This is a genomic window from Sphingobacterium sp. HJSM2_6 (genome assembly GCF_049316305.1).
In the GTDB taxonomy this organism is placed as follows: Bacteria; Bacteroidota; Bacteroidia; order Sphingobacteriales; family Sphingobacteriaceae; genus Sphingobacterium.
On the sequence record NZ_JBMOXB010000009.1, the window covers coordinates 74,782 to 89,130 of the forward strand.

At 35.7% G+C, this 14,349-nt stretch carries 13 protein-coding genes; 6 read left to right on the forward strand and 7 right to left on the reverse strand.

Annotation, left to right across the window (positions count from 1 at the left end):
• Positions 1–83 precede the first annotated feature (83 nt).
• The 5 genes from purH (at position 84) to rimK (ending at position 5,267) form a co-directional block, all read left to right on the forward strand.
• Positions 84–1,610 carry a bifunctional phosphoribosylaminoimidazolecarboxamide formyltransferase/IMP cyclohydrolase gene (purH, locus tag ACFRAE_RS09680; protein ID WP_422796949.1) on the forward strand — a complete coding sequence of 509 codons (1,527 nt, stop codon included), beginning with the start codon at positions 84–86 and terminating at the stop codon, positions 1,608–1,610.
• Between the two features lie 389 nt (positions 1,611–1,999).
• Complete coding sequence (locus ACFRAE_RS09685) at positions 2,000–2,485, forward strand: DNA-deoxyinosine glycosylase (protein ID WP_422796950.1); 486 nt, start codon at positions 2,000–2,002, stop codon at positions 2,483–2,485.
• A gap of 181 nt (positions 2,486–2,666) precedes the next feature.
• Positions 2,667–3,845, forward strand: coding sequence for an AIR synthase related protein (locus ACFRAE_RS09690; RefSeq protein WP_422796951.1), 1,179 nt, complete (start codon positions 2,667–2,669; stop codon positions 3,843–3,845).
• Positions 3,846–3,857: 12 nt separating this feature from the next.
• Positions 3,858–4,289: an ATP-dependent zinc protease gene (locus ACFRAE_RS09695; RefSeq protein ID WP_422796952.1), complete on the forward strand. Its 432-nt coding sequence runs from the start codon at positions 3,858–3,860 to the stop codon at positions 4,287–4,289.
• A gap of 42 nt (positions 4,290–4,331) precedes the next feature.
• The gene (gene rimK / locus ACFRAE_RS09700; protein WP_422796953.1) at positions 4,332–5,267 is read left to right on the forward strand and encodes a 30S ribosomal protein S6--L-glutamate ligase; all 936 of its coding nucleotides are present in this window, start codon (positions 4,332–4,334) and stop codon (positions 5,265–5,267) included.
• Between the two features lie 76 nt (positions 5,268–5,343).
• On the opposite strand, the gene ACFRAE_RS09705 is transcribed toward rimK, so the two are convergent.
• The 3 genes from ACFRAE_RS09705 to ACFRAE_RS09715 all read right to left on the reverse strand — a co-directional run bounded on the left by ACFRAE_RS09705 (position 5,344) and on the right by ACFRAE_RS09715 (position 9,703).
• Positions 5,344–7,896 (reverse strand): DUF3857 domain-containing protein, encoded by a 2,553-nt coding sequence (locus tag ACFRAE_RS09705; RefSeq protein WP_422796954.1) that lies wholly within the window; start codon positions 7,894–7,896, stop codon positions 5,344–5,346.
• A 268-nt stretch (positions 7,897–8,164) separates the two neighbouring features.
• Positions 8,165–8,590 (reverse strand): cold-shock protein, encoded by a 426-nt coding sequence (locus ACFRAE_RS09710; RefSeq protein ID WP_422796955.1) that lies wholly within the window; start codon positions 8,588–8,590, stop codon positions 8,165–8,167.
• A gap of 231 nt (positions 8,591–8,821) precedes the next feature.
• Positions 8,822–9,703 (reverse strand): glycerophosphodiester phosphodiesterase family protein, encoded by an 882-nt coding sequence (locus tag ACFRAE_RS09715; protein ID WP_422796956.1) that lies wholly within the window; start codon positions 9,701–9,703, stop codon positions 8,822–8,824.
• Positions 9,704–10,011: 308 nt separating this feature from the next.
• On the opposite strand from ACFRAE_RS09715, the gene ACFRAE_RS09720 reads away from it, so the two are divergent.
• Positions 10,012–10,779 (forward strand): DeoR/GlpR family DNA-binding transcription regulator, encoded by a 768-nt coding sequence (locus ACFRAE_RS09720; RefSeq protein ID WP_422796957.1) that lies wholly within the window; start codon positions 10,012–10,014, stop codon positions 10,777–10,779.
• Between the two features lie 296 nt (positions 10,780–11,075).
• Here ACFRAE_RS09720 and rplT read toward each other — a convergent pair whose 3' ends face one another.
• The 4 genes from rplT to thrS form a co-directional block, all read right to left on the reverse strand.
• Positions 11,076–11,420 (reverse strand): 50S ribosomal protein L20, encoded by a 345-nt coding sequence (gene rplT / locus ACFRAE_RS09725; protein ID WP_422796958.1) that lies wholly within the window; start codon positions 11,418–11,420, stop codon positions 11,076–11,078.
• A gap of 103 nt (positions 11,421–11,523) precedes the next feature.
• The gene (gene rpmI / locus ACFRAE_RS09730; protein ID WP_099365780.1) at positions 11,524–11,724 is read right to left on the reverse strand and encodes a 50S ribosomal protein L35; all 201 of its coding nucleotides are present in this window, start codon (positions 11,722–11,724) and stop codon (positions 11,524–11,526) included.
• A 38-nt stretch (positions 11,725–11,762) separates the two neighbouring features.
• Positions 11,763–12,323 carry a translation initiation factor IF-3 gene (gene infC / locus ACFRAE_RS09735; protein ID WP_422796959.1) on the reverse strand — a complete coding sequence of 187 codons (561 nt, stop codon included), beginning with the start codon at positions 12,321–12,323 and terminating at the stop codon, positions 11,763–11,765.
• 11 nt (positions 12,324–12,334) lie between these two features.
• Positions 12,335–14,260, reverse strand: coding sequence for a threonine--tRNA ligase (thrS, locus tag ACFRAE_RS09740; RefSeq protein WP_422796960.1), 1,926 nt, complete (start codon positions 14,258–14,260; stop codon positions 12,335–12,337).
• Between the last annotated feature and the right edge of the window lie 89 nt (positions 14,261–14,349).

A 14,349-nucleotide genomic window follows, 5' to 3' on the forward strand; every position in this document is an offset into this window, starting at 1 on the left:
CAAACATACTTCAGATTTAAAAACATATTAATCACAAAAAATAAATTTAAAATTTTTAGCTTTGCAACTCCAAAATGAATACAATGAATCATCCTGTAAAGATTAAAAATGCACTGGTTTCTGTTTATTATAAAGACAACCTAGCTCCTCTAATTCAATTACTACACAACTATGGAGTTACCTTCTACTCAACGGGTGGAACGGAGTCTTTCATTAGAGACCTCGATATTCCTGTCGAGAAAGTGGAGGATTTAACGGGTTACCCTTCCATTCTTGGAGGTCGTGTAAAAACCCTACATCCTAATGTATTTGGTGGTATTTTATCGCGCAGACCTTTAGCAGACGATAAAAAACAATTAGAAACTTACCAAATTCCAGAGATCGATTTAGTCATTGTAGATCTATATCCATTTGAAGAAACGGTAGCTTCAGGAGCAGCAGAGCAGGATATCATCGAAAAAATTGATATCGGTGGAATCTCTCTAATCCGAGCAGCAGCAAAGAACTTTAATGACGTTGTAATTATTTCTTCTAAAAACGATTACAAAGAATTAGAAGAAATCTTAGCTAACCAAGAAGGTAGCACTTCGTTAGAGCAACGTAAATCATTTGCAAAAAGAGCATTTAATACCTCTTCTCACTACGATACCGCAATATTTAATTACTTCAACCAAGAAGAACCATTAGCAGTTTTTAAACAATCTGAGCAACAAGCTCAAACATTACGTTACGGGGAAAACCCACATCAAAAAGGCGTATTTTTTGGGGATTTAAATGCGATTTTTGATAAGTTAAATGGAAAAGAACTTTCTTATAATAACTTGGTGGATGTCGATGCTGCTGTTGCAATCATAGATGAATTTTCAGCACCTACCTTTGCTATCTTAAAACATACCAACGCCTGTGGAGTAGCCTCTCGCAATACGGTAAAAGAAGCATGGTTGGCTGCATTGGCTTGTGATCCAGTATCTGCATTTGGCGGGGTGTTAATCTGCAACCGTGAAATAGATCAAGAAACTGCATTAGAAATAAACAACTTATTCTTCGAAGTACTTATTGCACCTTCCTACAGCGAAGATGCTATACAAGTATTGACGGCAAAGAAAAATAGAATTATCCTAAAACGTAAAGAAGTTAAACTTCCTACTCAGCAGGTTAAAACATTATTGAATGGTTTAATCATGCAAGATAAAGACAACACGGTCGAAGGTCCTCAAGAAATGACTTCGGTAACAAATACGGCTCCTACAGAAGCGCAATACGAAGATTTATATTTTGCGAACAAAATTGTAAAACATACGAAATCAAATACCATCGTTTTCGCTAAGGATAATACACTAATTGCTTCAGGTGTTGGTCAAACTTCTCGCGTAGATGCTTTAAAACAAGCGATTGAAAAAGCGCTTGCATTTGGATTCGACATAAAAGGTTCATCGATGGCTTCTGATGCCTTCTTCCCTTTTCCTGATTGTGTAGAAATTGCAGGTGATGCAGGTGTAGCTGCTGTTTTACAACCAGGAGGATCTATTAAAGATCAGTTATCTATTGACATGGCAAATGAAAAAGGAGTAGCCATGGTTATTACTGGCGTTCGCCATTTCAAACACTAATATTTTTTTTAAATCATATATAACGCTCCAACAATGAACGATTGTTGGAGCGTTTTCTTTTACCTAAATAAATTGCATTCCCTGTAAATTACCCAACACTGTTTTTTTCTATTGCTTCATCCAAGCTATTAGGATCTTTTTTAGGCTTTTTTTAAATTTCAATCGGATCTCCTTCGGATATGACTTGGACATTCCTCGGATCTTAGCGCAGTATCTCCGACCTAGATCCAACGGAAATCCAAAAGAATTCCATCATATTTAAGTATTCCTATGCCAGGAGTATAAATAAATTGCAACTGGATAACTAAATAATTTCCAGCTAAAAAAGCGGATAATTTCGGTAGTTTTTCCTAAATTACTACATACGATAAGGCAAAAATTTAATAGCTATGACGTTAAAGTCTTCTTTCGAACCTATCATTAATGAACGTGCTAAAATTCTGATTTTAGGCTCATTGCCTGGAGATTTATCTATTGCAAAACAAGAATATTATGCGCATCCGCAAAATAGGTTTTGGAAGCTTATATTTCAATTGCACCAACAAACTTGGAGTAATCAATACGCAACGAAAGTACAAGTACTCAAAGATCATCATTTAGCACTCTGGGATATTTGCGCTACTGCCTCTCGATTGGGAAGTATGGACAATGCCATACATACAGTAATAGTAAATCCCATAAATGAACTTTTAATCTCCTATCCTAACATACAAAAAATCGTATTTAATGGTAAAAAAGCGCAACAACTACATGATCAACAGGTTAAGCGATCACCTTCAATTACCTATATTACATTACCAAGCAGCAGTCCAGCAAATGCGCTATGGAATTTTGAAAAATTGATCCAAATTTGGGGAGAGGCTCTTAAGCCATAGTTTTTGACAAAAAACCTGTGAATATAAAATATTTGAAAAAACAGAAACTCACTATATTTCAAGACCTTATTTAGCGCACAGCACAGATAATCGTCAAATAAAGTTAGGAATTCGACAATCCAAAGGAAGAGAATAAAAAGTTTCGCATAAATCCATAGGTTTGCTTATTTTTGCACCTAAGATGTCAGATTTAAAATACAACCAAAGAGGTGTATCCGCAGGTAAAGAGGATGTACATAATGCAATTAAAAATATTGATAAAGGATTATTCCCAAATGCCTTCTGTAAGATCATTCCAGATATACTAGGAGGCGATGAAGAATGGTGCAATATTATGCATGCAGATGGTGCTGGCACCAAGTCATCTTTGGCTTATATTTACTGGAAAGAAACTGGAGATGCATCCGTGTGGCGTGGCATTGCACAAGATGCAATCATCATGAACCTCGATGACCTTCTTTGTGTTGGAGCGATCAATAACATCTTATTGTCTTCAACCATCGGTAGAAATAAAAATGTAATCCCAGGAGAGGTAATTGCAGAAATTATTAATGGAACGGAAGACATATTAGCTGAATTAAGGAATATGGGCATCGGCATTTATTCCACTGGGGGAGAAACGGCAGATGTGGGTGATCTAGTTCGCACCATTATTGTCGATAGTACGGTAACCTGTAGAATGAAACGCGATCAGGTAATTTCCAATCATCGAATCCAAGCAGGCAATGTAATTGTAGGTTTGGCGTCCAATGGTCAGGCTACCTATGAAACGGAATATAATGGTGGTATGGGATCTAATGGTTTAACCTCCGCTAGACATGATGTATTTAACAAATACATTGCTGAAAAATTTCCTGAAAGTTTTGACCCTGCAGTTCCTAAAGATTTAGTTTTTTCAGGATCAAAAAATTTAACAGATACCATTACTGTAGAAACAGGTGAAGAAATAACTGTGGGAAAATTAGTCTTATCGCCTACCCGCACTTACGCACCTGTAATTAAACAGGTATTAGATCGTTTCCGGAGTCAAATAGACGGTATGGTACATTGTTCAGGTGGTGCACAAACGAAAGTATTGCATTTTGTAGATCATGTACATATCATCAAAGATAATTTGTTCCCGGTACCTCCACTTTTTGAATTGATTCAGAAAGAATCCAATACCGATTGGCAAGAGATGTACAAGGTGTTTAATATGGGCCATCGGATGGAACTGTATGTTTCGGAAGAAATAGCAAGTGCCATCATTGAAATTTCAGAATCCTTCGGTATCCCGGCGAAAATCATAGGCCGTGTTGAAGAATCTGCGCATAAACAAGTGACCATTAGATCTCCATTTGGAGAATTTACATACATGTAAATCTTTTAATCTGTGAAAGGTAAAAAGATCATAGGAAGAATAGAAGTTATTGATTTACCTGAACTCGGGCTTTATAATATAGAGGCTAAAATCGATACAGGAGCAGAAACGTCTGTTCTACATTGTGAACAAATGGAGGTGGTAAAAAGAAAAGGACACCTCTATATCATCGGGCATATACGTCCAAATTTAGATAATGAAAAGACCATAAAACTAACCTTCCCAATACATCGGGAAAGAACGGTCAAAAGTTCCTTTGGACAATCAGAAATACGATACATCTTTTTGACAAAAATTCGTATGTTTAACGAACTGTACGACATCAAGTTATCTTTTCGTGATCGCTCTGCGATGTCCTATCCTATGCTATTAGGAAGGAATTTTATCACTGGAAAATTCTTGGTTGATGTGTCTAAAAAAAATCTAGCATCCAATTTGATATAATAAAAACTAGAACACCCCTTAAATTGTTTTATTTCTAAAAAAGTGAAAATAGCCGTACTTTCGACTAATAAGTCATTATATTCTACACGCCGCTTTGTTGAGGCTGCTGTAAAAAGAGGGCATCAATGCGAAGTGATTGACCATAGTAAATGCTATGTAGGTATACAACAGGGTAAACCTTCTATTCATTATAAAGGTCTTGATATAGCAGATATCGATGCGATTATTCCAAGAATTGGCTCTTCGGTAACCTTCTACGGTTCAGCGATTGTTCGACAATTTGAGGTGATGGGTGTTATCTCTGCCAATCCAAGTCAAGCAATTACACGTTCGCGTGATAAACTACGTTGCATGCAAATACTTTCAGGTGCTGGATTAGGACTACCAATCACAGGTTTTGCTAGGACTGCATCGAATGTGGATGATTTGATCAATATGGTCGGAGGAGCTCCATTAGTCATCAAATTATTGGAGGGAACGCAAGGTATTGGAGTCGTTCTTGCCGAAACTAAAAAAGCCGCATCATCGGTTATTGAAGCTTTTTACGGTTTAGGAAACAACATTTTAATTCAAGAATACATCAAAGAAGCCAAAGGTACTGACATCCGAGCATTTGTCGTCGATGGTAAAGTAGTGGGTGCGATGAAAAGAACCGCTAAAGAAGGGGAATTTCGTTCCAATCTTCATCGTGGAGGGACAGCTGAAGTTGTAAAGCTCAGCAGGAAAGAAAAAGAAACCGCGATTGCTGCGGCTCGTGCCATGGGACTTACTGTAGCTGGTGTAGATTTATTGCCTTCTGCACGCGGCCCTCTAATTCTGGAAGTCAATTCCTCTCCTGGTCTAGAAGGAATAGAGAATGCGACTGGAAAAGATATTGCAGTGGAAATAATAAAATATTTGGAAGTAGAATATGAAGCCAAACAAGCAGCAAAACAACTGGCTCCTAAACGAAAAATAAAAAAAGAAAGTAATCTATAATCCTTAAAAGAAAAGGCTATATCTTATCCATATAGCCTTTTCTTTTAAGATTCCACTCCTGTTAACCGCAAAATCCCTAATTCTTTTCAGTAAACTCGTCTTTCTTAATTTCATACTGGTATGGAACAGTGAACGTTCCCCTGACTCGTTTTGATTGATAAAAGTAAGTTCCCCAAACAATAAAGGCAAACAAACTTTTCATTATATCCACATAAACTTCTTGGAGATTATGTGACTCAATTTTTAAATGCTGCAAACTTACTAGCATGATTAAATAAGCAACTAAGTTAAAAATCATATTTAGTATGATGGCCGGTGGAACAATATCCCTTCGTTTAAAAAAGAAATAAATAATAAAAATAGTACTCGTAATACTAATTGAAAAATACGTTAATGTGAAAAATAAAAAAAACTTCAATACGAACCCTGTATTAGGCTCCGAATAGACATAATCAATAAAATTAGCATCTAAAACTGACTCACTGCCAAATAGTTCTGCTGCAGTTAATAAGGTTCCTGCAACTAATCCTATCATATACAAAATCATCCAACCTCCTATTTCGGAATATTGCGTTAAGGCTAAAGAACCGTCTATCGACTTAGGCCTAAGTTTTTGTAATTTAAAAATCCATAGCATACAAGTTAAACCGACGATCAATAAGAAATAACCAAATGAGAGGTAATGTAGCTTAAAATTTGTAAAATCCTGAATATTAATAAATCCATTAGCATCTAAAAAATAGTAATAAAAGAATAAGTTATTCTTTTCAGTCATATCGCCTAAATACTCCTTGATATCTTCTGAATGTATATATGGTTGATGAAATTCTAGCGCTAGTTGTACAACTAAGGTATCCTTACTGTTAAATACATTTTGAGCTATCCGATAGGCTTTTCTATTAAAAGATTGCGCTGATTCATAATTACCAATCACTTGGTTATTCTTATTGACAATTTTAATGATATGGGATCGATCCGTAGGATAAGTTAATGCGACTGGAGATAGCCTTCCTTCTTTAATTTCTGGTAATAGGTCCGCTAGGGTCTTACTAAAAGCAGGCACCATCAATTTTCCTTGTTCATCCGTATGGACAACTTTTTTAATGGTATAAAATTCTTGAATCTTCAGCACATTATTCAACTGATCATCTTCCACCAGGAGGTTATCTTTACGTACAGCATGATTATACAATTTGGAATAAAACGATTCATAATCTTTATAAAGTTGGTTTTTGCCTATTTCTTTAATCGTTGTGCGCATTTGATCAGCTTCTCCGCCTTCAAATCTAGTTTTCACAATCAATGTTGCACTGCCTTCACTGCCCAATTGGAGGATATTTTCTTCGAACACTTTGTTCATGCTCGGTTTATCTACCGCAGTAAGTTTTGAACCTTGTTCACAAAGTAATACTTCTCCATAATATGGAAAATACCGAAATTCAATTGGACCTGATTGATTCGTAATCGTCGGATCAATCATTTTCAGTTCATGATCTAATTTAATCATCAATACCATATGATTAAATGAAAATGGACTTGGCAACTGATCATCAAGACCCTTGTATTGATTGGTGTTTGCCAATACAATGGAAGTCTCTATACCTTTATCTTCAAGCATGGCTGCTAGCAATACCGATTTATCTTTGCAGTCGCCATACCGTTGATTAAACACTTTATCTGGAAGATGCGCACGATGGGAATGCTGCCCCATTTCGATGCCCATATATCGAATTTCATTCTGAACAAAATTGACACAATGTTCGATGAATTTGTACTTATTACCAGAAACCTCGTTCCAAAGGTTGTTGGTGAATTTCTTAATACTACTTGTCTCAGAAAGGTCCGGTATTGGATTGACCCGCATAGCCCATTCAGAAACTTGCCTCCAGGTAGAAAATTCGGAACATTCCACCCAAGCAAATTTTTGAAACCAACTCGGAAGCCATTCTTCATATTCCGAGCTTACGCTCGTATTTTCTTCCCAGGTATATTGGGTATGTCCTGCTAATTTCTCTTTCTTACCTGCTTTGGCTCCAGCATGGGTTTTGAATAAAATATTTCGAGCATCAGGCACTACATAATTCAAATGAACTAAGCCTACAGGTTCAGCAGATTCTAAATAATAACTGTTTGCAAATTTACCCTCAAAAACAGGATTAAACCCTATAATGGAATAAGCAAAAACAATTTTATCCCCTTTTCTCAAATCATCAATTACATTGTGCGCAGTAAATTGGCCATTATAAATCGATCTTGAAAGATCATTTTCAGTGGCGTGAATATTAAACTTTGATAAATTCAACCGATCGAGTTGTTTTCCTTCTCTGAGGATATAAAATTCATGAATGACCAGCTTTTGATATACAGGATCAAATGTCACAAATTCTTGGCCGGCATTCTCTATACCGTTATCGTCAAATAATACCTTAATGGTTTTATTATAATAAGTTTCTAACCCTAAGTGGTATTGGCTTTCTATTAATTCAAAATAGTAGCCCATACTAATGTCATCCGTATTAATTTTTTGAGGAGTTCGAGTGGTTTCCCGTAGCCAAGTAGGCTTTTGAGATTTTGAAAGAGTTGGAAGAGGTTTAGCTAAAATTATGAAATGGCAAAGCCATAAAACCATAGTTAAAAAATAGTTCTTATACTTCATCTAGATTAATATTAGTAACCTAATATATGAATTATTAAGAAATTAAGTGATTACCTTATTGCAATTAGTATAATATAAAAAAGTTATACCCGCAAAGCTAGATTAGGAAGAATTTGAAAGGGATAAAATTATTTTGGTATTTCATATTGGAGGATATAGATGCAACTAACCTCCAGTATAAAATATCAATATATGTAAAGGATTTAAAAATGATTAAGACTTCTTTGGAGTAAGAAAATACTTAACCTTCAATTTCTGATAATTGATATCCTTGTTTTCCACGCACGTATTTGAACTTAACCACTTGGTTTAATTTCAATACTTTGCCCGCTAATGTATCATTAAAATAGATGCTCTCTCTAGAAATATTTTCTCTAATGAAACCATAATGTCCTACTTCATTATAATAGGATACTGTACCTACTACAAATTCATCTTCTAGACCTTTTGGTTTTTCTAAATCTTCTGGTTTAAATTTGTACGTAGTGGTAGGTGGCGTATCTGAAATATTTCCAAATTCATCCACATAGGCAAACATCTCTTCTAGAGCTTTACCTTTATTGTTCGAAGATTTATTGTATTCTCTTCGGTCAGATTTCTCTTGTTGTTTCTGTTGCTTTTTCTTTGCAAGTTCTTTTTTTCTAAATGTGAGTTGATTTCTTGACATTAATAAAATTTATGCGATAAAAAATATAAGGTACGATTCTTAAGGAGAGCGGAGAGGCAATGAATAAGAAAAAGCCTATTTTGTAGTTATTTACAAATATAAGAAAATTAATGGTAAATTATCTAGCAAAGAATTGGACTTCATGAATATTACTGGGCAAGGTAAACAAGTTTAGCCAGTAAATCGAGGTTCTTTCACTGGCTATGGGCATTTTTAACTTATCGCAGTTTTTTAAGGTGTTTTGATACTTTTACTGACCTCAATTGGCAAGTCAGATTCTAATACCCGAGCCCCATCGGCAAAAACAGCTCGGTATTGCTTAGCTCTTGCTTCTGCGCTCGGCAATTTGTCGTATGTAGGCGCCGTGGATATCATACATAAAACCCCCTTATCCTTAAAAAAGCGATACATCTCTTGATTTGAGTCTTTGATCTCAGGTCCGATATATACAATCATTCGATCAAATGGTAAACCTGAATTTTGAAAAGCTTCTAAATCCTTTTTAGTTCTGATATGCATAGACATATATTGTTTCGGATTTTTATCAAGGAAAAATTTAGCTTGCTCCACATTATGTACGGTCACCCAAACCCATGCATAGGCATTGTGTTTTCGAATGATTTCGGCTGTTAGTTCCAAAGGCAAGTCTTTCTTATCCAAATTTAATATGGTTTTACCTTTTGCCCATTTGATCATCTCCTCCAAGGTATTGATTTTATAGCCTGTGGGGTTTCCTTGATGATCCTTTAAGGATAATTTTTTTAATTCTTTCCATGTAAAATCCTTCACTTTCCCTCGACCAGTGGTGGTTCGATCTAAGGTTTCATCGTGAACCATCACAGCTATTCCATCTTTTGTTAATCTTGGATCTACCTCAAAAATGGCCTCTGTATGTTTTAAAACCTCCTTCATAGATGCAATGGAATTCTCTGGCATTTGATTTTCAATGGTGCCGCGATGGCCCGATATAATTAGCTTGCCAGATGCATATGAAAAATAGGCATACATCTCCTCTACCGTTTTGAAATTTAAGTAATGTGATTTTTGAGCGTAGGTATTTGCATGGATGAATATCCCAATAAGAACTAAGAAGGAATAAATTACGTTTTTCATGTGGCTTAAGTTGAATTCGAAATTAAGCATTCTGTTTTTAATTTTTGAATAGGACTCGGTAATAATACCCAATACTATGGGCTTTTGCGCCAAATTTGGCGGGTAATAGTTAAACAAGTACTTCCTGCCTTACTATCGAAAAAACGCCCATAAAGTAAATGCTACATGCGCTATAATAAATATCCCCAACAGCACCCTTTAAAGATAAAATATTTTAAAAAAAATAACAAAATTAGCCATAAACAACAAAACATTATATATTACTTAAAAAAGTAAAGTATATTTGCATGACATTAACTAATAAGTGAATGATGATGAATATTACAGAAAGGCATGAATTCATCCTAAAATGCTTAAAAGAAAAAGGAAAAATAAGCATCGATGCGATCTGTGAAATTATGAAAGTTTCCAGTGTCACTATTCGCAAAGATTTAAAAGTCTTAGAAGAAAAAAATTTACTTTTTCGCATTAAAGGGGGAGCCTCAAATTCCAATCCTTATGCCATTGATCGGCCAATTCTGATCAATGAATTGATAAGGAATGATGAAAAGCAAAAGATTGCTAAAGAAGCACTCAACTTAATTAAAAACAACGATTCCATTCTACTAGGTACAGGAACAACCGTTTTTGCTTTGGCCAAAAAGTTAGAAAGTGTTCAAAACTTAACGGTAATCACGCCCGCATTAAAGGTGAGTTTAGAATTAAGTACGAAGCCTAATATTGAGGTTCTGCAATTGGGAGGGCTAATACGTCCTAACTCGTCTTCGGTTGCAGGAAATTATGCTTTGCAGATATTGAAAGAAATTAGTTGTGGTATTTTATTCCTTGGAGTAGACGGTATAGATCCGGATTTTGGAATATCCATCAGCAATCTGCAAGAAGCAGCGCTCGCTCAGGCCATGTTAACTACCGCCCAAAAGGTTGTTATTTTAGCAGATAGCACTAAATTTGGAAAAAGGGGTTTAGGAAAGTTATGCGACTTAATCGACATCGACTACATTATTACCGATAATAAAATCCCTGAGGCCATGGTTAAAGAAATTGAAAATATAGGAATTAAAGTCATTATCGCATAACGATCCCCCCGAAACACCAAATAAACTTAACCAATTTTTCCATCGCAGTCATCCATCCGTACACATCCAAAAAAATCTAGCCTTAGTATCCAATTCTTTATTGCCTTTTCACAACGCATACAAAGCTCTTTAGATCCGTTTTTGTTGTCTTGTAAATATAAACTCACCTCTTACTTTGTTAAGCTCAGCACGGCGCTTTAAAACATCTTTAAGTGAAGGGTGATTGGGGTCCAATAAAAAAGCCATCCTAGTTGGATGGCTTTTAATACCTAACAAATTGATAGCGGTTAAATACTCTATTTTACTGCGTCTACAACTGCTTTGAAAGCATCTGGATTATTTAATGCTAAGTCAGCTAATACCTTACGGTTTAGACCAATGTTTTTAGCACTTAATTTACCAATCAACTGAGAATAAGAAATTCCGTGTTGACGAGCTCCAGCGTTGATACGTTGTATCCATAAAGCTCTAAACTCGCGTTTTTTGGTTTTACGGTCGCGGTAAGCGTACTGTAAACCTTTTTCTACTGTATTCTTAGCAATAGTATAAACTTTGCTACGGGATCCATAATAGCCTTTAGCTAATTTTAGGATTCTTTTACGTCTTCTTCTAGAAGCAACTGCGTTAACCGAACGTGGCATAATTATTAAAATTTAGTTTGGTATAAGGCGTTACGTATTTCAGTAAACTTACAACCTGATACCCGGTTAAAAATATTGTTATTAAAAAATAATTGTATAAAACTTATTTACCGATACCAAGCATACGTTTCACGTTACCTGTATCACCATCAGAAACATAACTTGTTGTTGTTAAATTACGTTTTTGTTTGGTAGTTTTTTTGGTCAAGATGTGGCTTTTATAAGCGTTTTTTCTTGCAATTTTACCTGTTCCAGTCAATTTAAAGCGTTTTTTCGCGCTGGAATTGGTTTTAATCTTTGGCATAATACTATAAATTTTATATCAATCTGTTAGATACTTTATTATTTTTTTGCAGCTTTAGGTGCTAAAGTTAAAAACATACGCTTACCTTCTAATTTTGGTAGTAACTCTACTTTACCATAATCTTCCAGTGCTTGAGCGAAACGTAATAATAATATTTCGCCTTGTTCTTTAAACACAATTGCACGACCTTTAAAGTGAACATAAGCACGTACCTTTTCACCTGCTTCTAAGAAACGCATGGCATGTTTTAATTTGAATTCAAAATCATGCTCACTGGTGTTAGGCCCGAAGCGAATCTCTTTAATAACAGTTTGCTTCGCATTGGCTTTAATTTCCTTTTGTTTCTTCTTTTGTTCGTAAATAAACTTACTGTAATCTATAATTTTACAAACAGGAGGCGTAGCATTCGGGGAAATCTCAACTAAATCCAACTCTAACTCATCTGCGAGTTGTAAAGCCTGTCTAGTGGTATAAACTCCTGTTTCTACATTATCCCCAACCAATCTTACCTCTGGAACTCGGATAAAATCATTTATACGATGCTCGGGTTCTTTCTTTCTGATGGGGCCTCTATTGCCGAAATTGTTACTTTTTGCCAAATGTTTTTAAATTAAACAGTTATTTCTTTTATTAATAATTCTTTAAACTCTGCTGCAGTTATAGATCCTAAATCTACACCACCATGTTTACGTACTGATAAGGTTCCACTTTCTACTTCCTTCTCTCCTACGATCAACATATATGGCATTTTTTTAACCTCAGCATCTCGTATTTTCCTTCCTACCTTCTCATCACGCAAATCAATTAGACCGCGAATATCGGAATTATTTAGAGATTCTAAAAGTTTTTGAGCATATTCTTCATATTTTTCTGACACTGGCAGGACGATAAATTGCTCAGGAGCAAGCCATAAAGGGAACTGACCACCGCAATGTTCGATTAAAACAGCAACAAATCGTTCCATAGAACCAAAAGGCGCGCGATGAATCATCACAGGGCGATGCTTCATATTATCGCTTCCAGTGTATTCCAATTCAAAGCGTTCCGGCAGATTGTAATCTACTTGGATGGTTCCTAATTGCCATTTTCTACCTAAAGCATCTTTGACCATGAAATCTAATTTTGGTCCGTAAAATGCCGCTTCACCATACTCAATTACAGTAGGTAAGCCTTTTTCAGTAGCAGATTCAATAATCGCAGTTTCTGCTAATGCCCAGTTCTCATCTGATCCAATATACTTGGTTTTATTTTCAGGATCACGTAATGAAATTTGTGCTGTATATTCTGAAAAGCCTAAAGCCCCGAAGACATACAATACCAAATCAATTACTTTTTTAAACTCATCCTTCACCTGATCGGGACGGCAGAATAAATGGGCATCATCTTGAGTAAATCCGCGTACACGGGTCAAACCATGTAATTCTCCAGATTGCTCATACCGATAAACTGTTCCAAATTCTGCAAATCGAACCGGTAGTTCTTTATAGGATCTTGGTTTTGTTTTATATATTTCACAGTGGTGAGGGCAATTCATTGGTTTTAATAAAAATTCCTCCCCCTCTACTGGTGTCTTAATCGGTTGAAAAGAATCTGCTCCATACTTTTCATAATGACCAGAAGTAATATACAATTGCTTATGTCCAATATGTGGTGTCATTACAGGTTCATATCCGGATTCGATTTGAGCTCTTTGTAAAAAATCTTGCAATTTCTGTCTTAAAGCAGTTCCTTTTGGCAACCACAATGGCAAGCCCATTCCTACTTTTTCTGAGAAAGCAAAAAGCTCTAACTCTTTTCCTAATTTCCGATGATCTCTTTTCTTAGCCTCTTCGATAAACTTCAGGTATTCGGTTAATTCAGATGCTTTGGGAAAAGTAACCCCGTATATACGAGTCAATTGCTTACGGGTCTCATCCCCTCTCCAATAGGCTCCCGCAACATTCGTCAATTTTACAGCTTTAATAAAACCGGTATGCGGAATATGAGGACCTCTACATAAATCGGTAAAGTTGCCTTGTGCGTAAAAAGTAATTTTACCGTCTTCCAGGTCTTTGATCAAATCTAATTTATACTCATCGCCTTTTTCTTCAAAAAAAGCTATGGCATCAGCTTTTGATACAGCCTTACGATCAAATACCTCTTTTTGCTTGGCAAGTTCTAGCATTTTATCCTCGATTTGCTTAAACTCATCAGAAGAAAATTCCCGATCGCCGAAGTCAACATCATAATAAAATCCAGTTTCTATGGACGGTCCTATACCAAATTTAACACCTGGATATAGCGCTTCCAAGGCCTCTGCCAATAAGTGCGCAGAAGAATGCCAAAAGGTTGATTTCCCTTTGTCATCATTCCATGTTAATAATTTGATGGATGAATCTTGTTCAATTGGTCTTGTAGCATCCCAAACCTCTCCATTGACTTCAGCAGCTAATACATTTCTAGCGAGTCCTTCGGATATGGAAAGTGCAACTCCCATGGCTGATGTGCCTTGTTCATACTGACGGATAGAACCATCAGGTAATGTAATATTAATCATTTACAACATGATTTAATGTTTGTTAAAAAATGGCCAACTTATTACAATGTGTACAATTACATTGACTTCTTAAGATAACCTTAAATAAT